Annotated in this window: 23 protein-coding genes and 1 riboswitch; of the genes, 14 read left to right on the forward strand and 9 right to left on the reverse strand. The window is 59.5% G+C overall.

What is annotated here, in order from left to right:
• Positions 1-33: 33 nt before the first annotated feature.
• Genes kdsB through B145_RS0122860 form a run of 5 tightly spaced genes read right to left on the reverse strand, consistent with a single transcriptional unit; the run spans position 34 to position 3,054 of the window.
• Entirely contained in the window at positions 34-810 is a 777-nt protein-coding gene (gene kdsB, locus B145_RS0122840) for a 3-deoxy-manno-octulosonate cytidylyltransferase (RefSeq protein WP_018610511.1), read from the reverse strand.
• Positions 807-992, reverse strand: a complete 186-nt coding sequence (locus tag B145_RS0122845; RefSeq protein WP_018610512.1) for a Trm112 family protein — start codon at positions 990-992, stop codon at positions 807-809. The genes kdsB and B145_RS0122845 overlap by 4 nt, the downstream gene beginning before the upstream one ends.
• The gene (gene lpxK / locus B145_RS0122850) at positions 973-1,986 is read right to left on the reverse strand and encodes a tetraacyldisaccharide 4'-kinase (protein WP_018610513.1); all 1,014 of its coding nucleotides are present in this window, start codon (positions 1,984-1,986) and stop codon (positions 973-975) included. The genes B145_RS0122845 and lpxK overlap by 20 nt, the downstream gene beginning before the upstream one ends.
• Before the next feature lie 16 nt (positions 1,987-2,002).
• Complete coding sequence (locus B145_RS0122855; protein WP_018610514.1) at positions 2,003-2,422, reverse strand: ExbD/TolR family protein; 420 nt, start codon at positions 2,420-2,422, stop codon at positions 2,003-2,005.
• An 11-nt stretch (positions 2,423-2,433) separates the two neighbouring features.
• Complete coding sequence (locus B145_RS0122860) at positions 2,434-3,054, reverse strand: MotA/TolQ/ExbB proton channel family protein (RefSeq protein WP_018610515.1); 621 nt, start codon at positions 3,052-3,054, stop codon at positions 2,434-2,436.
• Positions 3,055-3,457: 403 nt separating this feature from the next.
• Here B145_RS0122860 and xseA point away from each other — a divergent pair, with 403 nt between their 5' ends.
• Entirely contained in the window at positions 3,458-4,789 is a 1,332-nt protein-coding gene (gene xseA, locus B145_RS0122865; protein WP_018610516.1) for an exodeoxyribonuclease VII large subunit, read from the forward strand.
• 120 nt (positions 4,790-4,909) lie between these two features.
• Positions 4,910-5,491, forward strand: a complete 582-nt coding sequence (locus B145_RS0122870) for a superoxide dismutase (protein WP_018610517.1) — start codon at positions 4,910-4,912, stop codon at positions 5,489-5,491.
• A 128-nt stretch (positions 5,492-5,619) separates the two neighbouring features.
• On the opposite strand, the gene B145_RS0122875 is transcribed toward B145_RS0122870, so the two are convergent.
• Complete coding sequence (locus B145_RS0122875) at positions 5,620-6,189, reverse strand: hypothetical protein (RefSeq protein WP_018610518.1); 570 nt, start codon at positions 6,187-6,189, stop codon at positions 5,620-5,622.
• Positions 6,190-6,386: 197 nt separating this feature from the next.
• On the opposite strand from B145_RS0122875, the gene B145_RS0122880 reads away from it, so the two are divergent.
• From B145_RS0122880 to B145_RS0122915, 8 genes are all read left to right on the forward strand, one after another.
• Positions 6,387-6,599 carry a hypothetical protein gene (locus B145_RS0122880; protein ID WP_018610519.1) on the forward strand — a complete coding sequence of 71 codons (213 nt, stop codon included), beginning with the start codon at positions 6,387-6,389 and terminating at the stop codon, positions 6,597-6,599.
• A gap of 133 nt (positions 6,600-6,732) precedes the next feature.
• Complete coding sequence (locus B145_RS27905; RefSeq protein ID WP_018610520.1) at positions 6,733-8,478, forward strand: sensor histidine kinase; 1,746 nt, start codon at positions 6,733-6,735, stop codon at positions 8,476-8,478.
• On the forward strand, positions 8,475-9,227 hold the full coding sequence (locus B145_RS0122890; protein ID WP_018610521.1) for a LytR/AlgR family response regulator transcription factor: 753 nt from the start codon (positions 8,475-8,477) through the stop codon (positions 9,225-9,227). The genes B145_RS27905 and B145_RS0122890 overlap by 4 nt, the downstream gene beginning before the upstream one ends.
• Before the next feature lie 71 nt (positions 9,228-9,298).
• Positions 9,299-11,110 (forward strand): ABCB family ABC transporter ATP-binding protein/permease, encoded by a 1,812-nt coding sequence (locus B145_RS0122895; protein WP_018610522.1) that lies wholly within the window; start codon positions 9,299-9,301, stop codon positions 11,108-11,110.
• A gap of 118 nt (positions 11,111-11,228) precedes the next feature.
• Positions 11,229-11,366, forward strand: a complete 138-nt coding sequence (locus B145_RS28910; RefSeq protein WP_018610523.1) for a hypothetical protein — start codon at positions 11,229-11,231, stop codon at positions 11,364-11,366.
• Between the two features lie 184 nt (positions 11,367-11,550).
• The gene (locus tag B145_RS0122905; protein WP_018610524.1) at positions 11,551-12,318 is read left to right on the forward strand and encodes a pseudouridine synthase; all 768 of its coding nucleotides are present in this window, start codon (positions 11,551-11,553) and stop codon (positions 12,316-12,318) included.
• Between the two features lie 66 nt (positions 12,319-12,384).
• Positions 12,385-13,014, forward strand: coding sequence for a YceH family protein (locus B145_RS0122910; RefSeq protein WP_018610525.1), 630 nt, complete (start codon positions 12,385-12,387; stop codon positions 13,012-13,014).
• Positions 13,015-13,021: 7 nt separating this feature from the next.
• Positions 13,022-13,714 (forward strand): hypothetical protein, encoded by a 693-nt coding sequence (locus B145_RS0122915; protein WP_018610526.1) that lies wholly within the window; start codon positions 13,022-13,024, stop codon positions 13,712-13,714.
• On the opposite strand, the gene B145_RS0122920 is transcribed toward B145_RS0122915, so the two are convergent.
• Positions 13,678-13,971, reverse strand: coding sequence for a hypothetical protein (locus B145_RS0122920; RefSeq protein ID WP_018610527.1), 294 nt, complete (start codon positions 13,969-13,971; stop codon positions 13,678-13,680). The two genes, B145_RS0122915 and B145_RS0122920, sit on opposite strands and share 37 nt — an antisense overlap.
• 143 nt (positions 13,972-14,114) lie before the next feature.
• Positions 14,115-14,636, reverse strand: a complete 522-nt coding sequence (locus B145_RS29420) for a GNAT family N-acetyltransferase (RefSeq protein ID WP_018610528.1) — start codon at positions 14,634-14,636, stop codon at positions 14,115-14,117.
• Positions 14,637-15,028: 392 nt separating this feature from the next.
• A riboswitch (SAM riboswitch) is annotated at positions 15,029-15,104 on the forward strand.
• A gap of 44 nt (positions 15,105-15,148) precedes the next feature.
• Here B145_RS29420 and metX point away from each other — a divergent pair.
• Genes metX through B145_RS0122940 form a run of 3 tightly spaced genes read left to right on the forward strand, consistent with a single transcriptional unit; the run spans position 15,149 to position 17,552 of the window.
• Positions 15,149-16,276, forward strand: coding sequence for a homoserine O-succinyltransferase MetX (gene metX, locus B145_RS0122930; RefSeq protein ID WP_018610529.1), 1,128 nt, complete (start codon positions 15,149-15,151; stop codon positions 16,274-16,276).
• A 1-nt stretch (position 16,277) separates the two neighbouring features.
• Complete coding sequence (gene metW, locus B145_RS0122935; RefSeq protein WP_018610530.1) at positions 16,278-16,883, forward strand: methionine biosynthesis protein MetW; 606 nt, start codon at positions 16,278-16,280, stop codon at positions 16,881-16,883.
• A 27-nt stretch (positions 16,884-16,910) separates the two neighbouring features.
• Positions 16,911-17,552, forward strand: coding sequence for a DUF4254 domain-containing protein (locus tag B145_RS0122940; RefSeq protein WP_018610531.1), 642 nt, complete (start codon positions 16,911-16,913; stop codon positions 17,550-17,552).
• Here B145_RS0122940 and B145_RS0122945 read toward each other — a convergent pair whose 3' ends face one another.
• Positions 17,553-18,569 (reverse strand): glycosyltransferase family 9 protein, encoded by a 1,017-nt coding sequence (locus B145_RS0122945; protein ID WP_018610532.1) that lies wholly within the window; start codon positions 18,567-18,569, stop codon positions 17,553-17,555.
• A gap of 220 nt (positions 18,570-18,789) precedes the next feature.
• On the opposite strand from B145_RS0122945, the gene B145_RS26775 reads away from it, so the two are divergent.
• A complete protein-coding gene (locus B145_RS26775) occupies positions 18,790-19,536 on the forward strand; it encodes an anaerobic ribonucleoside-triphosphate reductase activating protein (protein WP_018610533.1) in 747 nt (248 codons plus the stop codon).
• Positions 19,537-19,586: the final 50 nt, after the last annotated feature.

Raw genomic sequence — 19,586 nt, forward strand, 5'->3', positions numbered from 1 at the left:
AGCACAGGCTGCCGAAGAAAACTGAACCGAGGCTTACGCCGCAGCAAACAGGGCTCGCACGCGGGCGAGATCCTCGGGGGTATCCACCCCGGCAGGCGGTGCCTCGGCGAGTATTTCGACGCGAATCTTGTAGCCATGCCAGAGTGCGCGAAGCTGTTCGAGCATCTCGATCTTTTCAAGGGGCGCAGGTTCAAGCCCGGAGAAGGCGCGCAGGAATCCAACGCGGTAAGCATACAGGCCCACATGGCGCAGCGGTGCCAGCCCTTGGGGCAGCGGCATGCCCGCCTGAAGTTTCCCGGCTGCCGCCGCATCGCGCGGAAACGGGATGGGCGCACGTGAGAAGTAATGCGCCAGACCGGATGCATCACACACTACCTTGACGGCAGCCGGGCTGAGAAACTCGATCACGCTATGAATGGGGTGTGCGGCCGTAGCAATCGAAGCCGTGGGGTCATTCGCCAAGGCTGCCGCAGCGCGCTGAACCAGAAGCGGGTCAATCAAAGGCTCATCACCCTGCACATTGACGACGATTTCATCATCGCCCCAACCGAGCGTGGTGACCACTTCGCCCAGGCGATCCGTACCAGTGGAGTGATCCGGACGGGTGAGCAGTACCTTACCCCCTGCGGCCAGCACCGCATCACGCACCCCTTCGTGGTCGGTAGCGACCCAGACTTCCTCAGCCCCCGAGGCCATGGCGCGCTCCATGGTACGCACCACCATGGGCTTGCCCGCAATATTGGCCAATGGTTTGGCAGGCAGACGGGAGGAAGCAAAGCGGGCCGGTACAATCGCCTTGAAGCGGATCATGGCGCACCTGCCTCATCTGCGGAGAGTGTGCGGGCTTCGTCAGCCAGCATCACGGGAATGTCGTCCTTGATCGAATAAGCCAGTCGGCAGGGCCTGCACACCAGTTCCTGCTCGGCGCGCCGGTGTTCCAACGGGCCCTTGCAGACGGGGCAGACAAGGATTTCAAGCAGTTTGGGGTCCATGCAGGCGCTCCAGCAAAGGTTCCAGCGCGGCCTCATCGATCTGTGCTTCCACCGGAAGCACCCAGACATCGGCATGCGCGAAAGAAGCGCATTTTACTGCATCCTTCTCGGTCAAGAGCAGAACTTCACCCGCATCAATAACCAAATCCTGCGCGGAGAAGACGTGGTGATCAGGAAAAGCCCTTGTGCGAGCCAGACTCAAGCCCATTGCACGCAGCGTGGCAAAGAAACGCTCAGGATGGGCGATACCCGCTGCGGCACACAGTTTCTGGCCCATCAGCGATTGGGCAGAACAGGTTTCAGCCGGATTGTGCAGGCGGTAGAAACTGCCCGGCGCGAGCCGCATGGCCGCGCGTGGCACTTCGGGCAAACGCGTCGCAAACCGGGGGCTGGTCTCCCCGTTGCAGATCAGCAGGCTCATCTGCGCCAGGCGAGTCATCGGCTCGCGCAGGGGGCCAGCAGGCAGAGGCCAAGTATTGCCCAGGATAGCCTCGTCAATCACACAGATTTCAGCGTTGCGCCCCAGACGATAATGTTGCAGGCCGTCGTCGGTAATCAGCACATTCACCTCGGGATGGGTGACGAGTAAAGCCCGCCCGGCCGCGACACGATCCCGCCCCACCCACAGCGGGCAGCCGCTACGCCGGGCCAGCAACACAGGCTCATCGCCCACCAGTGCGCAGTCACTCTGGGCGTCAACAGAGGTCGGAACTTCGGCAGAGCCGCCATAGCCGCGAGACAAGATGCCGGGATGCCAGCCCCGCGCGCGCAGTGCCGCCGCCAACCAGATCACGACAGGGGTTTTACCGCTGCCCCCCACGGCGATGTTCCCCACCACGATGACGGGAACCGGCAATCTTTCCTGCCGTAAAACACCCAGGCGGTAGGCCAGACGGCGCATGCCCGCGAGCAAATGGAAAAGCCCTGCCAGAGGCCACCAGAGGGCTGCGGCAGGGCTGCGGGTACGCCACCAAGACGGGCGGGTGAGGGCCATGCGAGACGCCCCCGGCTTATTTCTGCGTTTGTGCGGCGAAGGAAACGTTGGGCAAGCCCGCCTTCTGGGCAGCCTGCATCACGTCAAACACGCTTTGAAAATTGGCCTTGGCATCCCCGTTGATCACCACCATGGGCGCCTTCTCCCCTTCGGGAGCGAGGCGGCGCAGGGCAGCCACCAGGGCATCCTGGTCATGCCCACCGAGCGGCGTGCGATTGACCAGCACATCGCCCTGGGCAGTGATGGTGACATCAATCTCGTTCGGCTGCTCCTTGGCGGGCGGCGCGTCCGAGGTCGGCAGATTGATCTCCAGGCCAGAGAACTTGGAATAGGTGGTGGTCAGCATCAAAAAGATGATGATCACCAGCAACACGTCAATAAGCGGGATCAGGTTGATCTCCAGCTCTTCCTTGCCACGACCACGCCGGAAGTCCATATCGGCCCGCCTTACTTGGTGGTACGGCGCTCGCCGTGGAGCACTTCAACCATCTTGACCGCTGCCTGCTCCATGTCGATCACCAGACTTTCAACCGTAGCGCGGAAGTGGCGGTGAGCGATCAGGGAGGGGATTGCGATGATCAGACCGAAACCGGTGTTGTACAGGGCCACCGAAATACCGTGTGCCAGTTGCTGCGGATCAGCGCCCACGCCCGACGGGCCTTGTGAGCCGAACAATTCGATCATCCCCACCACGGTGCCGAACAGGCCCATCAGCGGGCTGACGGTTGCAATCGTCCCCAGGGTGGTCAGGAAGCGTTCCAGCTCATGGGCCACGCCACGCCCGGCTTCTTCGATGGCCTCTTTCATCACGTCACGCGAAGAGCGCACGTTGCGCAAGCCAGCGGCAAGCACCACACCCAAGGGCGAATGGGCATTGACGCGGCTGATCAGCTCGTCACTCGGGTTGCCTTGGCGCAGCTCGCCCAGCACCTTGTCCAGCAGGCCGGAGGGCACAATTGCGCTACGGCGCAGGGAAATGCTGCGTTCGATAATTAGCGCCAGCGCGATGACGGACGCAAACAGCAAGGGAATGATCGGCCAACCGGCAGCACGGATAATCTCCAGCACGGGCTCTACTCCTGAATTTACGGATCTTTATAAGCTGCGAACTTTAGCCTTTCCACGGCCATCTGGGCAAGGAAATCAACCCGGGCGGACACACCGCCCGGCGGAAAGTGCTGACAACCTGAATCGTCAGCAAGTGTTAAGACAATCCACAGATTCTGTGGATAACTTTGTGCACAACGCCGGGGCAGTTTCGCTAAGTGGGCTTCCCACAAGGGTTTTCTCCATCTCGCGCAATAATTACACCATGGTTACTAAATCATTACAAATCAATCACTTAAAACATTTTTTGCTTGTCAAGATGTGATTCTTCCGCAAGCGTGAGGCCACAAGCCTCTTGGCAGCGGACGGTGTGGATTGCGCTAGAATTCAAGCCATGCACGAGACCCCTCACACCCCAAACCCAATGCTTACGCCGGTTGCCAGCGTATCGGATTTTGTCCTACAGATCCGCCGCGCCTTAGAGGCGAATATCCCCCTTTGTTGGGTGGGCGGAGAAATCTCCAACCTGACCCGCGCCGCTTCCGGCCACCTGTACTTCACCCTGAAAGACGCCAGGGCCCAGATCCGCTGCACCATGTGGCGCAACCGCGTCCAGTTGCTCCCCTTCCAGCTGCGCGAAGGCATGCAGGTGGAGGTCCGCGCCAACATCAGCATCTATGAAGCACGCGGCGACCTGCAACTGGCCGTGGACAGCATACGCCGCGCCGGCATGGGGAATCTGTACGAAATCTTTTTGCGCCTGAAAGCGCAATTGGAGACTGAGGGACTGTTTGCCTCCGCCCGCAAGCGCCCCCTCCCGGCGCTACCTGCTGGCATCGGCATCATTACCTCCCCTGCCGCCGCAGCCCTGCAGGACGTTCTGAGTACCCTGGCACGCCGTGCCCCGGCTTTGCCGGTGGTGCTCTACCCCAGCCCGGTACAGGGCGAAGGCGCTGCCGCGCAGCTTGCCAGCGCGATTGCCACTGCCAATGCCCGCGCCACACAAGATGGCGTGCAAGTCCTACTGCTCTGCCGAGGCGGCGGGAGCATGGAAGACCTATGGGCATTCAACGAGGAAGTGCTGGTGCGCGCCGTTGCCGCCAGCGCCCTGCCCATCATCAGCGGCGTAGGGCATGAGACGGATACGACGCTAGCCGATTTTGCAGCAGATCTGCGCGCTCCCACCCCCACGGCGGCGGCCGAAATCCTCAGCGCGGGCTGGTTCGAGCAGCGCAGCCGCCTGCCCCGCCTGCTAGAGCGCCTGCAACGCGCGCTCCAGCATCGCCTGGGCAATGCAGACCAACGCCTGCTGCACCTCCAGCAAAGGCTCATCCACCCCCGTACCCGCTTGGCGCGCAGTGCGGAACGCCTCAAGCTACTGAGCCTGAGACTGGAAAACAGCCAGCGCATGCGCCTGCAGCGCCAGCAAACTCGCCTGCAAAACCTGCGCCACCGCCTGGACAAGAGCCAACCCGATCTGGCGCAACGGCAGGCCTGCCTGAAAGGGCTTGAACGTGCCCTCACACAAACGATGCGGCGCAGACTTGAAAAGCTACAGGGCCGCACCCATCTGGCGGGTAATAGCCTGGAACTACTCAACCCGCACGCCATTTTGCAACGTGGCTATGCCATCGTGCGAGACGAGGCGGGGCGGATCGTCAGGCAGGCTGCCAGCCTGCCCCACCAGGCCCGGATCGAGATTCAGCTTGCAGACTCCAGCCTGCAGGCCCGCGTGGAGAAGAGCAAAAAGGACTGACTATCGAGACGATTGGAAACAATAATTGGTCAGACCGCTCATTTCCCGAGTAATCTAGTCAAGATTAGCCGCACCTCCAACCCCAAGCAATTTTCCCAACACATAAATCAGGAGAGAAACATGGCCCATACACTGCCCGCACTGCCCTTTGCCAAGAACGCCCTGGCACCGCACATTTCCGAAGAAACCTTCGAATATCACTATGGCAAGCACCATCAGGCCTATGTCACCAACCTGAACAACCTGATCCCCGGCACCGAATTCGAAAACTCCAGCCTCGAAGACATCATCAAGAAGAGCAGTGGCGGCATCTACAACAACGCCGCCCAGATCTGGAACCACACCTTCTTCTGGAGCAGCCTGAAGCCTAACGGCGGCGGCGCCCCCACCGGCAAGCTGCTGGAAGCAATCGTCGCCAAGTGGGGCAGCTTTGACGCGTTCAAGGAAGCCTTCACCAAGAGCGCGGTGGGCAACTTCGGTTCGAGCTGGACCTGGCTGGTGAAAAAGGCTGATGGCTCGGTCGACATCCTCAACACCGGCGCAGCAGGCAACCCGCTGACCAGTGGTGACAAAGCGCTGCTGACCATCGACCTGTGGGAGCACGCCTACTACATCGACTACCGCAACGCCCGCCCGAAGTTCGTCGAAACCTTCCTGGCCCATCTGGCCAACTGGGACTTCGCCGCAGCAAATTTTGCCTGATGCAGCGCGGGCTCTGACGGGCATTCCGCTCCTCAGAACCCATCAGCATTGAACCATCAAGGCCCCGGAACTCCGGGGCCTTGTTTTTTTATGTCCGGTCTGAGCGGAAACCCGATTGCGATGCCGTTTTAGCAGTGCAAATCAAAACGGCGGTTGCTGGCGCGATGGCGTTGATCGTTATAGTAATCGGCTTCCTCTGAGGTATGCCGTTGGCGCATACGGGCGTCGATGCCCTTGATTTCATCTTCCAGCCTCTTGCATTCAAGGGGCTTGGCCGAATCACTGGAACCGATGGACGCAACCGCCGGGCCTTTCCGCGTATCTAGCACTGCAGCAGCGGGCGGTGGTGCGCGAAATGGCACTACGCCTTCCAGCGCTGACTGCGTTTGCAGGACACGGGCTGCCTGCCCCTTGGCACAAGGCTGATCAGAGTACGCTACCTTGGGCCCATCCTGGCATTTGTACAGAACCTTCGGGTCAGCTTGCTGCACTTGGGGAGATAGCGCGCGAGGCTCCACCGGAGCCTGCAGAGCCCGCTGCACAATAGATTCCGGGACGCTCACCGGCGCTACGGCAGGAGGAGCAGGCGGCAAACTGGCTGCCGATGGTTCAGCCAGATAGTCCACAGCCAGCCAGAACACCACTGCCATAGCAATGGTCCCAAACCAAGTCCAGAAACGTGCAATGCCGCTATCCATTCGCGGATTATATCTGTTTTGTGCTATCCAGATGACATTATGCAGGCGCTGATTTCAAAGAAGATCTGATCACGGACTATCCGTAATGCCTGCATTCTGATCCCACCGTTTTGCAGACTGTCGCACACAGCTCGTAGCGCTCTGGCACCCACGGCATCCTGTGCCCATCGATTCAGCACACAGCAAAGGAAGCCGTCATGAACACCTCCTCTCTTCGCACACAAACCCTGGCCATTACCCTCTCCATGCTGGGCATGCTGGTGAGCATTGGCGGCACGCTCTACCTGATGCATCTGGCAGAAGTTCCCGATGCCTATGCACAAACACAGGGCACGCCAGTCTTCAGTATGGCGCAAAGCACACCGACGCTGGCACACCCTCAGCCTGCCAGCAAACACAGCTTGAACTGACCTGCCACAGCCTGGTGGAAAGGATTTACACTCCAGCGTCATTGCCTCGCCAGATAACGGTGATGGTGCGGATCATGCTTACCCCAATCGCCCCCTGCGATGTCTGACATGGGGCGTGGAATATCAGGCCATCATGAAATCCCTCCTATCTTTCATCCAACAATCCGCACTCATGCAATTCATCGCCCGGCGTCGCCTGTCGGAACTGGCATGGTTGCTCCTGTTTAGCGCGCTGATCATCCGGGCCGTAGGTGCCACCTTGGGCGCGGCGGACTGGCTCAGCTACATCCTGCTGGGCATTCTGGCAGCAGGCCTGCTCTGGCTGCGGCTGGGCCACCCTGATGGCATCCCCACTGCGCGGGCAGAACTCGGCCAGAGCTGGGAGCGCTTTTCCCGGTGGCTGGCATTGGCAGGCTGGGGGCGGATGCTGGCATTCAGTGTGTTCGCCTTGGCGGCGACAAGCCTGCTGGCAGAATCCATTTTCGGCAGTTATGCCCACGAAGACACGGTATTCGGGCTGATCTTCGCCCTAATCGCCGCCAAGATCGCCTTGGGAATCAAACCCGAAGCCCCCCACCCAGACGCTGCAGAGGCACAAGCCGACACGACCCGCCCTGTATGCCAGATTGCCGTTTGCATCAGCCCCGACGCGGCAGAGGCACGAACCGACACGCCCGCAGCCCCCCGGACATCCGTTCCCAGGCGCATTGCCATGCTCAGTTGGGGCAAGCTCGGCCTGCTCGGTTTGCTGCTCCTGCTCATGGCGGCGATTACCGATTCGGCATTCACCTCACCATCGCACCGCTTGTCGACAACCATCACGACCACTAAGTCCAAGGACAGTACCGCCACCGGGCAATCGGAACCGCGAGACACATTGCAAATCAAAACACCTGGCAAAAACAATGTCTCGGTCAAGATCAACGACCAAGGCATCTCTATCGATAAGCACACCCCACAAGGGGTGGAGAACCTCGTGACCATCAGCGGCGATGGCATCAAGACAGAAGTTGCGGAGCAATCTGCCGCAACACAAAGCGCTACGGCAGACGATGAAGCCGACAAGCCTGACGAGGTGGACGCGGATGATGACAGCCGGATCAAGGGCTTCAGCTTCGCGTCGCTCGCCATGATTGCCATCCTGAGCATGATTGCCGTCAAGGTGCTGGCAGGTGGCAAGCATCGCGCCGAGCAGGATGCCGACACGGCCCGCACGGCAGAAGCCATGGCGCGGCTCGCCCGCGAAGCCTCCGACGCCAAGCTCAGTGCCATGCAGGCGCAGATTGAACCGCACTTTCTCTTCAACACGCTGGCGTCGGTCGAGCAACTGATCCAGACTGATCCGGCACGCGCCTCCAAGGTGCAGAAGAGCCTCATCCAATACCTGCGTGGCGCGATTCCACAGATCCGTGATGACGCGCAACGCAGCACGCTGGGGCGGCAGATGGATATGTCGAACGCCTATCTGGAGATCATGCAGGTTCGCATGGAAGAGCGCCTGCAGTATGACTTCGAGATCAGCGAAGGGCTGCGCAGTGCAGAATTTCCATCCATGATGCTGCAGACCTTGATTGAAAATGCGATCAAGCATGGTCTGGAACCCAAGCCGGAGGGCGGTGTGCTCACCATCCGTGCCGAAGTGGCACGCGGGCGCCTCGTTGTACAGGTGGAAGACACCGGCATGGGCTACGACGAAGAGAAGGCAGCCCAAGGGCTTGGGCTGGCCAATATCCGCGAACGCCTGAAGCTGATGTATGGCCCGCAAGCCGCATCCTTGAACCTGAAGGCCCGCGAAGGTGGTGGCGCCATTGCAGAGATTGCCATCCCCTATCGTGATGAAGGCGACAAGCCTGCAACGTCACAGGAAACCAGACAATGACTACAGCATTGATCGCCGACGATGAGCGCCTGATGCGCGAACAACTCCGCCAGGCGCTGGCCAAGGCTTGGCCGGAACTGGAGATCGTGGCGGAAGCCAAGAACGGCGATGAAGCGGTCAGCCTGTGCGCCGCCCACAAGCCGAACATCGCTTTTCTGGATATCCGCATGCCCGGCCGTAGCGGTCTGGAAGCTGCGCGGGAGATCGGCGATCAGGCGCATCTGGTCTTCGTCACGGCCTATGATCAGCATGCTGTCGATGCCTTTGAACAGGGTGCGGTCGACTACCTGCTCAAACCGACTGACCCTGAACGCCTCGGGCGCTGCGTGAGCCGCCTGCAGCAACGCTTGGCCGCCTCTACCCCGCCAGACCTCAACCAGATGCTCATGCGTCTGGGCGCACAAATCAGTGGTCAGCGCCCCAACTATTTGCAATGCATCCAAGCCGGGATTGGCGGCGCCATCCATATGATAGCGGTGCGCGATATTCTGTTCTTCACCTCGGATGAGAAATACACCCGTGTGCAAACCCCTGAGCATGAAGCCCTGATCCGCAAACCAATCCGGGAACTCGTCAATGAACTCGACCCCGACCTGTTCTGGCAGATCCACCGTGCCACCCTTGTGCGCGTGGACGCCATCGAAAGCGTGCGACGTGACGAGCGCAGCAGGCTCTACGTACAGATCAAGGGGCACCCGGAGCAACTCGAAGTCAGCCGCAGCTTCAGCCATCTGTTCAAGCAGATGTAGCAAATTTATGCACATAGGGGGCTGCAATCGGCTTAAGATTGCCGGATAAAAACCATCCTGTCGCCTCCCTAATGAGACACCACGCATCGCTGCAACCGCCCGCCGACCCAAGCCCCGACCAATCCCTGATACGCACCCTGCGCATGCTGCTGCCCTACATGCTGGCGTGGCCGGGGCGGATCACGATTGGTCTAGTCTGCTTGGTGTTGGGCAAACTTGCCAATGTCGGCGTCCCCATGGTTTTCAAGAATCTGGTGGACGCACTCACGCCAAGCCCGCAGACGGCCCTGCTTGTCGTACCCGCTGCGTTACTGCTGGCGTATGGTGCCTTGCGCATGTCCAGCTCACTGTTTACCGAGCTGCGCGAAGTCCTGTTCGTGCGTGCCACCCAGGAAGCGGTGCGCCGCATCTCCCTGCAGGTCTTCGAGCATCTGCATGCGCTCTCCCTGCGCTTCCATCTGGAACGCCAGACGGGTGGGCTAACGCGGGATATTGAACGTGGCACCCGCTCGATCACCACCCTGATCGGCTTTGCAATCTACAACATCATCCCGACCCTGGTGGAAATCACCCTGGTGATGGCAATCCTGTTTGCACGCTATGCCTTTGTATTTTCACTGATCACAGCTGTTACGCTGGCAGCCTATATTGCCTATACCGTTGTCATTACCAATTGGCGTTCCGCCCTGCGCCGCCGCGTCAATGAACTGGATTCAGCTGCCAATGCGCGGGCCATCGACAGCCTGCTCAACTACGAGACCGTCAAGTATTTCAACAACGAAGCCTGGGAAACCCGTCGCTATGACGAGCAACTCAAGGCCTGGGGTGTCGCCCAGATCAAGAACCAGTACTCGCTCTCCATCCTCAACGTCGGGCAGGCCATCATCATTGCCATCGGCATCAGCTTGATGATGTGGCGTGCGGCGCAAGGCGTTGCCACCAAGGAGATGAGCATCGGCGACATCGTGCTGGTCAACGCCTTCCTGATCCAGCTCTATGTGCCGCTGAATTTCCTCGGCGTGGTATACCGGGAAATCCGCCAGGGGCTCACCGACATCGAGCGCATGTTCAAACTCATCGGAACCGAGCGGGAAATTCTGGATGCCCCGGATGCACAAGACCTGCCCCCCGGCCCCAGCAGCGTGAGCTTCAGGCAGGTGGCTTTTGCCTACGACCCGCGCCGCCCGATCCTTGATGGGGTGGACTTCACCATCCAGCCCGGCAAGACGCTGGCCGTGGTGGGGCATTCCGGCGCGGGCAAATCTACGCTGGCCCGCCTGCTGTTCCGTTTTTATGACAGCACGGCAGGCCTCATCCAGATCAACGGACTGGATCTACGCCAGATCCGCCAACATAGTCTGCGCCGCGCCATCGGGATCGTGCCGCAAGACACCGTGCTGTTCAATGACAGTATCCTCTACAACATCCGCTATGGCAGGCCGGAAGCCAGCGACGACGAAGTCTTCGAAGCGGCCCGCGCGGCCCAGTTGCACGACTTCATCCTGCAACTGCCTGATGGCTACAGCACCAAGGTGGGCGAGCGCGGGCTGAAGCTCTCCGGGGGCGAGAAGCAGCGCGTTGCCATTGCCCGCACCCTGCTCAAGAATCCTTCTATCCTGATCTTTGACGAGGCCACTTCCGCGCTGGACTCCAAGACCGAAAAAGCCATTCAGGCCCAGTTGGAATACGCCGCACTGGGGCGCACCGTGCTGATCATCGCCCACCGTCTATCGACCGTGATGAGTGCGGATGAAATCATTGTCATGGATGCAGGCAGCATTATTGAACGCGGCACCCATCAGGAACTCCTTGAAAAAGATGGCCTATACACGCAAATGTGGCGCCTGCAGCTACAGGAAGACAGCGCCACACAGGCTGCATAAACAGGTTTTTTTGGCAACGTTTTCTACACAAGTATTTGCGTATTGGATATTTACATGCGCGCACCCGTGGGCAATAAAGAATCAGGAGAAGTCTTTTTTCCCACACAGGAGCGCGAACATGGTCAACATCAGCAGCATGATGACGGAATGGTTTGCCACCTTGGCCAGCAAACTTTGTGGCAGCAGACATGACGACGATGCGGAAGACTTTTCGTCTGCGTCACAGGAGGCCCGCTTCTTTGAAGGCGACAACTGAGGTGGGCACAGGCATTTCCCAGGCAGAACGTCGAGAAACAGGCAAACCCTCATCGCTCACATGGGGTTTGCCCTGATGCGCGGGCGGCGCAGGGCTGAACGACATAAATTTCTGCCAGAGTGCAGCGAATCGTGCGCCTACACAGTAAGATTGGCGCCAGATTTCTCCCCGATGAAAACAAGCAATGATTGACCCACTTCCTGGCGACACGGAGTCTGCGCTCGCCAAGTTTATCCTCGCCCGCCATCCTGACTTCTGGGTTGTGCTCAAGCCTCCGGGCGTCAGTTTTCACGATGAAGCGGCAGGCCCCGGTTTCGTCTCCCAGATCAAACGCCTGAGTGGCGACACCAGCCTGTTTCCCGTTCACCGCTTGGACCGGATCACCTCTGGCATCATCATGCTGGCCCGTAGCGCCGAAGCGGCACAACGCATTGCCGAGATGTTCGCCCGTGGCGAGATCGAAAAATACTATCTGGCCATCTCATCGCGCCCGCCCAGCAAGAAGCAAGGCTGGGTCAAGGGCGTGATGCACAAGGCCCGTGGTGGCAGCTGGCGCCTGACACACACCAGCGAAGGGCCTTTTGCCGTAACCCAGTTCTTCAGCTTTGGCACCGGTACGGGCAAGCGCCTGTTCGTGGTCCGCCCGCGCACCGGGCGCACACACCAGATCCGCGTGGCCCTCAAGAGCCTGGGCGCGCCCATCCTTGGGGATGACCGCTATGGCGACACGCTCGCCGACCGGGGCTATCTGCATGCCTACGCGCTACGCTTCAATTGGAGCGATGGGCCACACTGCTTTATCAGCATCCCGGAACAAGGGGAAGAGTTCCTGGCCCCGGCGATGCGCGAGCTGATTGCTTCGCTGGCCGAACCCTGGAGCCTGCGCTGGCCGGAGTGGCAAGCGCCGCAGAGGCCGGCCGCCGAACCTGCGCAGGAGACAAAAGCAAGCTGAATCCGCCGCAAAGCCTCTCCTGATCGGTATCATGTTCATCCGAGTCACTTGATGGAAGACATAAGCATGCCCAATCCCCTGCAATTGACCCGTGAAGAAGCCCGTATCCTGGGGGTTCTCATCGAGAAACAAGCCACGGTGCCGGATACCTATCCGTTGTCACTGAATGCACTGACAGCAGGTTGCAACCAGAAAACCGGCCGCGACCCGATCATGGATCTGAGCGAGGGCGCCGTACTGGCCTCGCTGGACGCACTACGCGGCCACGATCTGGTGATCGAATCCTCTGGCAGCCGGGTCGCCCGCTACTCACATAATCTGGGGCGCGTGCTGCAATTGCCAACCCCGGCGGTGGCGCTGATTGCCATGCTGATGCTGCGCGGCGCCCAGACAGCCGCCGAATTGCGCAGCCATTGCGAACGGCTGTATCGCTTCGCCGATGTTTCTTCGGTGGAGGCTTTCCTGGAAGAACTCGCCGACCGTGGTGAAGGCCCCATCACCCGCATGCTGCCACGCATGCCAGGCACACGTGAAAATCGCTGGGTGCATCTGCTGTGCGGCGAACCGGACATCCCCGCCACAACCACAGGCAGCGGTGTAGCCAGCACGCCTTTGGCCGAAGAAGTCGCCAGCCTGCGTGCCGAAGTGGCGGCCCTGCGGGCGGAAGTGGCCGAGTTGCGCCAATTGATCGTCTAGGCATTGCATGGAAAGCCACCTGCGCGGCCAGCTCTGGCATGCCAGCGGGGGGCTGGTCTATCACGGGCGGGCATGGCGCTACCGCAACACACTGTGGGCGCCTTTCCTACAACAGGTGGAATCGTGGCTTGAAGCCTGGGCACCGCGCCCCAAGCAACTGCTGATCGTGGGGCCCAGTGCAGGCTATACCCTGCCTGCACAATGGCTATCCCGTTTTGCGCGGATCGATATTCTGGAACCCGATCCGCTGGCCCGTTGGCTATTGGAGCAGCGCTTTCCAGACTGTGTTTTTCATGCCGGGGATCTAGATTGCTTTGCCTTGGATGAAGGCCCCATGCAATTGGCACACGCCTACCCGCATAGCGCAATCCTGTTTTCCAATGTCATTGGCCAGATATTTGAAGGCGGCCCTACCCCGATTTGGCGTGCCGCGCTGCAAATGGCCATGCGCGGGCGCTGTTGGGCAAGTTATCATGACATTGCCTCATGCCACATCCTGCCCGCGCGCAGGCAGGTGGTCACACTCCCGGCATGCTCAAGGCTGGAGGATATTCTGCCCCACTTCTGGGATGGGCGAGAGATCGCCGTCTATGACCACGGCTGCCTTGATCTGGCAGATGCCCAATGTGCCTATGGCATGTGGTCGATCACCCCACGCCAACATCATATTGTGGGTTGGTGCTCCAACACTGAAGGGTGATCTTCGATGTGCAGTTGGGGGAATTCCGGCATCTCCGGCAGATCATAATCGGAAGCCACCATCCCCAGGCTGGAGAGTTCGCGCAGCAGCGCTTCAGGCTCCCCCAGGTGCTGAAGGGATGCCTGCAAGACACCATACTGTGTGCGCCCATCAACCAGAATCAAGGCTTGCCGCAACTTCGGCGACAAGCGATAGCGGCGCTCCGCAATCTCGATGCGTCCCTTCAATGTCTTGCTGAAAATCTCAACATTGAACATGGCGTCCTCAAAAAAACAATGTAACCAGATTCCATGCTAGCGAACCGTCCGTATCCCTTCACATTGCCTGTTTGGGCAAAATGGAACGAATTGGACAGACGGTCGCCCAGCCTGATACCGCTCAGGCATACAACAGTGCGGGGCTAGAGCTTCTTTTCCATGAAGATCGCACACCCCATCGCCGGGTCCAACTCATAGGGCTGAAACCCGAACTGCTCATATGCCGCCCTTGCGCCTGCATTGCCTGCCAGCACCTCCAGGGTGATCTTGCAACAGCCACGCGCAAGCGCTTCGGTTTCTACTGCAGCAAAAAGCGTGCGCGCCACCCCACGGCGACGGTAGTCGGCATGCACAACCACATCGTGCACATTCAGTAAGGGCTTGGCGCGAAAGGTGGAAAAGCCGGTAAAGCAGTTGATGAGTCCTGCCGGGCGCCCCTCATCCCAAACGATAAAACTGACAAAACCCGGCCAATTCATCAATTGTTCTGGAAGCGAGCGACAAATTTCGTCACTTAATGGCTCCCCCCCACCGCTGGGACCGCTTGCATAGTGTTGCAACAGGCCAATGAAGGCCTCCACGTGGGCAGGCGTGCGCAGATTGACGCGGCGCACAGCGAATTCCTGCGCAAAGTCAGTCTCTCTTTTCTGTATTTCTTGTTCCACTGGCTTCTCCAAATACACCGACACCCTATCTATTAAGCAAGTTCAACGCCAACCTTTAAACCTATCTGAACCAAAAGCATTTCTGCCTCACGATAAAATATTACCTCGGCATAAATTTTACATTCAGACGCACACTACAAAACATGCCTCAATACGCCCGAACCACAATAAATGCCATACACATGTATTCATTGACTGACAAAACACCGTCTAACCATCAATTCTATTGGCATGTGTTTCAGCTTTCATGCTGCATCTTGTTGAGATTTCCAGGCTCAAACCTTCGCATATGGCGTCGCATCCCGAGTGCCTGCCCCAGACCCAAACGTGGCTATTTGCCTGCGAAGGAAGCGGTTCGCGGGGTTTGACAATCGGAAATCGCGGGAGTACCTTTGCTCTTACGCGCCAATTTGACTCAGCTTGCGGGCGCGATACAAATACGGCTAAAGCGGGCGGGCACATCAAACCCGGTCGCGCTTTTGCCGACCGGGTTTTTTGTTTGTGGAAAGATCATGACAGCTTCAGGAAGTGTCGGAAACGTCACACCCCAGCGTGCCCAGTTTGGCGAAGCGCTCCAGCTTCGCAGTGGCGGCGTTCTTCCCGCCTACGAACTGGTCTATGAAACCTACGGCACCCTCAACGCCAGCGGCAGCAATGCAGTGCTGGTCTGCCACGCCCTGTCCGGCTCGCATCACGTAGCCGGTACGTATGCAGACCAACCCAAGAGCAGCGGCTGGTGGGATAACCTCGTTGGGCCGGGCAAGCCGCTGGATACCAACAAATTCTTTGTCGTCGGCATCAACAACCTGGGCGGCTGTTTTGGGACCACGGGCCCGAACTGCATCAACCCGGCCACCGGCAAACGCTGGGGGTCGGACTTTCCCTTTGTGACGGTGGAAGACTGGGTCGACTCGCATGCCCGGCTGGCAGACCGCCTGGGCATCGATACCTGGGCCGCCGTACTGGGCGGCAGCCTGGGGGGCATGCAGGCTCTGGCCTGGACGCTGCGCTACCCGGATCGCGTGCGTAACGGCATGGTGATCGCCGCCGCCCCCACGCTCTCAACCGAAAACATCGCGTTCAACGAAGTGGCCCGGCAGGCGATCCTGACCGACCCGGACTTCCACGGTGGCGATTATTACGAGCACGGGGTGGTGCCCGTTCGCGGCCTGCGGCTGGCGCGCATGCTGGGGCACATCACCTATCTGTCGGATGACGCAATGGCCGAGAAATTTGGCCGCAAACTGCGCCACGGCAAGCACAAGTACCACTTCGAAGTGGAATACGAGATCGAATCCTATCTGCGTTATCAGGGCGACAAGTTCGCGGGCTTCTTCGATGCCAACACCTACCTGTTGACCACCAAGGCGCTGGATTACTTCGACCCGGCCTTTGAGTACGATGGCAACCTGCAGGCGGCGCTGGCACGTGCCAAGGCGAATTTCTTCCTCGCCTCGTTCAGTACCGACTGGCGCTTCTCGCCCACCCGCTCACGCGAGATCGTCTACGCCCTACTCCACAACCAGCGCACTGTCAGCTATGTCGAAATCGACAGCAGCGCCGGGCACGACTCCTTCCTGCTCGACAACCCCACCTACCACGCCGCCATGCGTGCGTACTTCCAGAATATCGAGGTGTGACATGGTCAAAACAGGAAATCAGGAACGTTACGACTACGATGTGATCGCCCGTTGGGTACAGCCGGATGCACGCGTGCTGGACCTGGGCTGCGGCGATGGCAGCCTGTTGCAGCACTTGGCCAACACCCGCAATGTGCGCGGCTATGGCATTGAGCGCGACCCCGAACGGGTGGTTGCCTGCCTGCAAAATCGCGTCAATGTCTTGCAGATCGACCTGGAGCAAGGTTTGGCAGGGTTTGAGGATCAGCAGTTCGACTATGTGGTGATGAGCCTGTCGCTCCAGGCGATCCACAACACGGAAGGTGTATTGGCCGAGATGTTGCGCGTGGGCCATGAAGCGGTGGTTAGCTTCCCCAACTTCGGCTATTGGCGCCACCGTGTGTCGCTCAATGAAGGGCACATGCCAGTCTCAGACATCCTGCCGCACCAGTGGTATAACACGCCCAATGTGCGTTTCTTCACCATGGCTGACTTTGAGCAACTCTGCGGCAACCGTGGCATCGCCGTGCTGGAGCGCGCGGCTTTTGATGAAGACCGTCTCATTGATGTCGACCCGAACAATTACGCCAGCGTGGCCTTATACCGACTGGGGCGGGCTTCCGCTTAACAACGAAAGGGGCATTTTCCACGTAGAATGTCCCATCGTTTTTTGACCAACCGCTCTATCACCATGACCATGCTGATTGCCGCTGCAGATATCATTGCCTTTCACGACGAATGCGTTGCCAACCGTAGTTGGGCCAAAACAGCCTCCGCACGCTTTGCCGAAGGCTTGTGGCAGTTCCTGGAACTGAACCACCGTTTCAACAACCTGCTATGGGATGAGGAAGACCTCGCCCGCCGCAAGGATGTAGCCGACGGTGAGATTGCTGCCAACAAACGGGCCATTGACGGCTATAACCAGAAACGCAATGACGCCATCGAGAAGATGGACGAAGTCATTCTCTCCGCACTCAGCAGCGCCGTGGCGCAACCGGATTGCCGCCTGAATTCGGAAACGGCAGGCAGCATGGTCGACCGCATGTCGATCCTGGCGCTGAAGATCTTCCACATGGGCATCCAGACCCAACGTAGCGACGCCTCCGCAGAACACGTCGCCACCTGCACCGCCAAGCTTGCGCGTCTGCGCGAGCAGCGCGCCGATCTGGCATCCTGTCTGGAACGCCTACTGGCCGATTTCGCCACAGGTAAGGCCTACTACAAGGTCTATCGCCAGTTCAAGATGTACAACGACCCCACGCTGAACCCCTACCTGTACGGCGCCAAAAAGGCCTGATCAGGCCAGCAGCTCTGCCACTTTCAGCAGCACATCCGCATCTGCCAGTTCGGCCACGGCCTTGGGCGCATCCAACCACCGGGTGCGCGGGCCGATCGGCCCCCACTGCTGCGGGGACGGCGACACATTGGATTCGGCAAAAAAGCCCAGCACGCCACCTGGGCTGGCAGCGGCAAAGTGCATCAGGCCGCTATCCGGGAAGAGGCTGGTGCGGCCATGCCAGATCAGGCCCAGTGCGGGCTTGAGTGCGCCACGAAATGGCACCAACCAGGGCAGATGAGCATCCAACACGGGCTGGGCCACATCGTCGTCACCGGGATAGAGCGGGTTGTCGCTCTTACCTGGCGTCCACATAAATACCGTCTTCAGCCCCCACTGCTCATAGAAGTGGCGCGTCCAGCGAATGATCTGTTCGGTAGTGGGCTGCTTCTTGGCCCGGCGCGCACCAAGGCCCAGGGTGATGTAGCTACCTGCGACCAGCCCTTGCTCCGCAAGCCACTGTTGGGCAAAGGTTTCTGCTTCGGCAGGGAGCTGGAAACGCATCGGCGCCAACTCGTCCGGCAGCGTGATCCCCAGAGGCGTCAGCAGATTGGCCATCCGCCGTGCCTCATGGATGCTTTTGGGAATGTTCAGCGGGTCCGTCACCGCCCGGTGCGTGTTCTTGTCATCCACGTAGGAGACCAGATGCTGCCCACCTATCAAGGCACCGCGCTTGATCGCCCGGTGCGAGGCGTCCCCATTGGCGATGATCACCCAATCATACCGCTCACGCCGCAAGGCCAGCGTCTGCCCGATCTGCGCAAACGCCGCGCGCCAATGGATACGCCCTGCTTCCTTGACGCGCTGGTAGCGCCAGACCCGGTCCACGTCCGGGTTACCATCCAGAATCCAGGCGTTGTAGGTATTGGCCAGCACTTCGATACGGGCCTGTGGCAAAGATTGGCGCAGCAGCGACAGCATGGGTGTTGTCAGCAACATATCGCCCAGTTTGTCTCGCTTGATGATCAGGATTTTCATTGAGATTGGCGCAAGAACCCGAATAGGTGGGGATTATAGGCGAAGCGGGACATTTCCTGTCATTGCGCTATCATGGCGTAACGTATTTCAATGCCCCTTTTCATTTATGGGTGGCAAATACTGACGTGATGGCTGAACACGCCTGCGTCAATATGCCAAAGAAATACCATCACACAGATCCGACGCCTTGGCATACAGTACAACTGATTGAATACCGAATATGGAACACCCCGCTGACCGAGCCCCCTGGCAAACCCGCATTCGGCTGGGCGGATTTGAATCCTTCTCCCGAATCGATTGGCCCGGCAGGCGGGCTGCTACCATTTTTCTGCGTGGCTGCCCTTGGCGCTGTGCGTATTGTCATAATCCACAACTGCAAAAACGTACACTTGACACGGGCATACAGTGGGATCACATCGCAGCCCATCTTGAGGCGGGGAGAAACGAACTGGATGGCGTCGTGTTTTCCGGCGGAGAAGCTACCGCAGAGCGTTGCCTGCCAGAAGCGATCGCGGCCATCCGCACCTTGGGCTTGGGTGTGGGGCTCCACACCAACGGCGCCTACCCGGACCGCCTGCAAACCCTTCTGCCCTTGCTAGACTGGGTGGGCTTTGACCTGAAGACCGACTACGACCATTACGATGCCCTGAGCGGCGCACCGGGGAGCGCCGCCCGTGTTACGGCCAGTGCCAAGTTGCTGTTGGCCAGCGGCATTGATCATGAATTCCGCCTGACCTGGCACCATGAAGTGATCACAGAGGAATCGGCCCAGCTTGCGGCCAGCTTTGCGCAGCATCTTGGTGTGAAGCGTTTCGTGTTGCAACGCTATCGCAGCGAGGGCGTGGGGGCCTCGCCTTTGGCTGAATCTTCCGAGCCGCCCACGCGCCTGATCGAGCACATGGCTGCGCTGTTTGCCGATTTCGAAGTACGTGGTGAAATCTGCGCGCTGGCTCCCGGTGCATCCTGACTCCACTTGGCGAAGTCACAACGGATCAGCAAGGTCTTGCGGCATAATCC

It is taken from the genome of Uliginosibacterium gangwonense DSM 18521 (genome assembly GCF_000373965.1).
In the GTDB taxonomy this organism is placed as follows: Bacteria; Pseudomonadota; Gammaproteobacteria; order Burkholderiales; family Rhodocyclaceae; genus Uliginosibacterium; species Uliginosibacterium gangwonense.

Excerpts from the sequence above, each read along its gene's own strand:
- B145_RS28910 (WP_018610523.1), top strand. The coding sequence starts at position 11,229 with ATGGTCAACATCAGCAGCATGATGACGGAATGGTTTGCCACCTTGGCC.
- B145_RS0122890 (WP_018610521.1), top strand. The coding sequence starts at position 8,475 with ATGACTACAGCATTGATCGCCGACGATGAGCGCCTGATGCGCGAACAA.
- B145_RS0122920 (WP_018610527.1), bottom strand. The coding sequence starts at position 13,971 with ATGTTCAATGTTGAGATTTTCAGCAAGACATTGAAGGGACGCATCGAG.
- B145_RS0122940 (WP_018610531.1), top strand. The coding sequence starts at position 16,911 with ATGTCCCATCGTTTTTTGACCAACCGCTCTATCACCATGACCATGCTG.
- B145_RS26775 (WP_018610533.1), top strand. The coding sequence starts at position 18,790 with ATGGAACACCCCGCTGACCGAGCCCCCTGGCAAACCCGCATTCGGCTG.
- B145_RS0122915 (WP_018610526.1), top strand. The coding sequence starts at position 13,022 with ATGGAAAGCCACCTGCGCGGCCAGCTCTGGCATGCCAGCGGGGGGCTG.
- B145_RS0122945 (WP_018610532.1), bottom strand. The coding sequence starts at position 18,569 with ATGAAAATCCTGATCATCAAGCGAGACAAACTGGGCGATATGTTGCTG.
- B145_RS0122855 (WP_018610514.1), bottom strand. The coding sequence starts at position 2,422 with ATGGACTTCCGGCGTGGTCGTGGCAAGGAAGAGCTGGAGATCAACCTG.
- B145_RS0122845 (WP_018610512.1), bottom strand. The coding sequence starts at position 992 with ATGGACCCCAAACTGCTTGAAATCCTTGTCTGCCCCGTCTGCAAGGGC.
- kdsB (WP_018610511.1), bottom strand. The coding sequence starts at position 810 with ATGATCCGCTTCAAGGCGATTGTACCGGCCCGCTTTGCTTCCTCCCGT.
- B145_RS0122870 (WP_018610517.1), top strand. The coding sequence starts at position 4,910 with ATGGCCCATACACTGCCCGCACTGCCCTTTGCCAAGAACGCCCTGGCA.
- metW (WP_018610530.1), top strand. The coding sequence starts at position 16,278 with ATGGTCAAAACAGGAAATCAGGAACGTTACGACTACGATGTGATCGCC.
- xseA (WP_018610516.1), top strand. The coding sequence starts at position 3,458 with ATGCTTACGCCGGTTGCCAGCGTATCGGATTTTGTCCTACAGATCCGC.
- B145_RS0122880 (WP_018610519.1), top strand. The coding sequence starts at position 6,387 with ATGAACACCTCCTCTCTTCGCACACAAACCCTGGCCATTACCCTCTCC.
- B145_RS0122895 (WP_018610522.1), top strand. The coding sequence starts at position 9,299 with ATGAGACACCACGCATCGCTGCAACCGCCCGCCGACCCAAGCCCCGAC.
- B145_RS0122905 (WP_018610524.1), top strand. The coding sequence starts at position 11,551 with ATGATTGACCCACTTCCTGGCGACACGGAGTCTGCGCTCGCCAAGTTT.
- B145_RS0122910 (WP_018610525.1), top strand. The coding sequence starts at position 12,385 with ATGCCCAATCCCCTGCAATTGACCCGTGAAGAAGCCCGTATCCTGGGG.
- B145_RS27905 (WP_018610520.1), top strand. The coding sequence starts at position 6,733 with ATGAAATCCCTCCTATCTTTCATCCAACAATCCGCACTCATGCAATTC.
- B145_RS0122875 (WP_018610518.1), bottom strand. The coding sequence starts at position 6,189 with ATGGATAGCGGCATTGCACGTTTCTGGACTTGGTTTGGGACCATTGCT.
- metX (WP_018610529.1), top strand. The coding sequence starts at position 15,149 with ATGACAGCTTCAGGAAGTGTCGGAAACGTCACACCCCAGCGTGCCCAG.
- lpxK (WP_018610513.1), bottom strand. The coding sequence starts at position 1,986 with ATGGCCCTCACCCGCCCGTCTTGGTGGCGTACCCGCAGCCCTGCCGCA.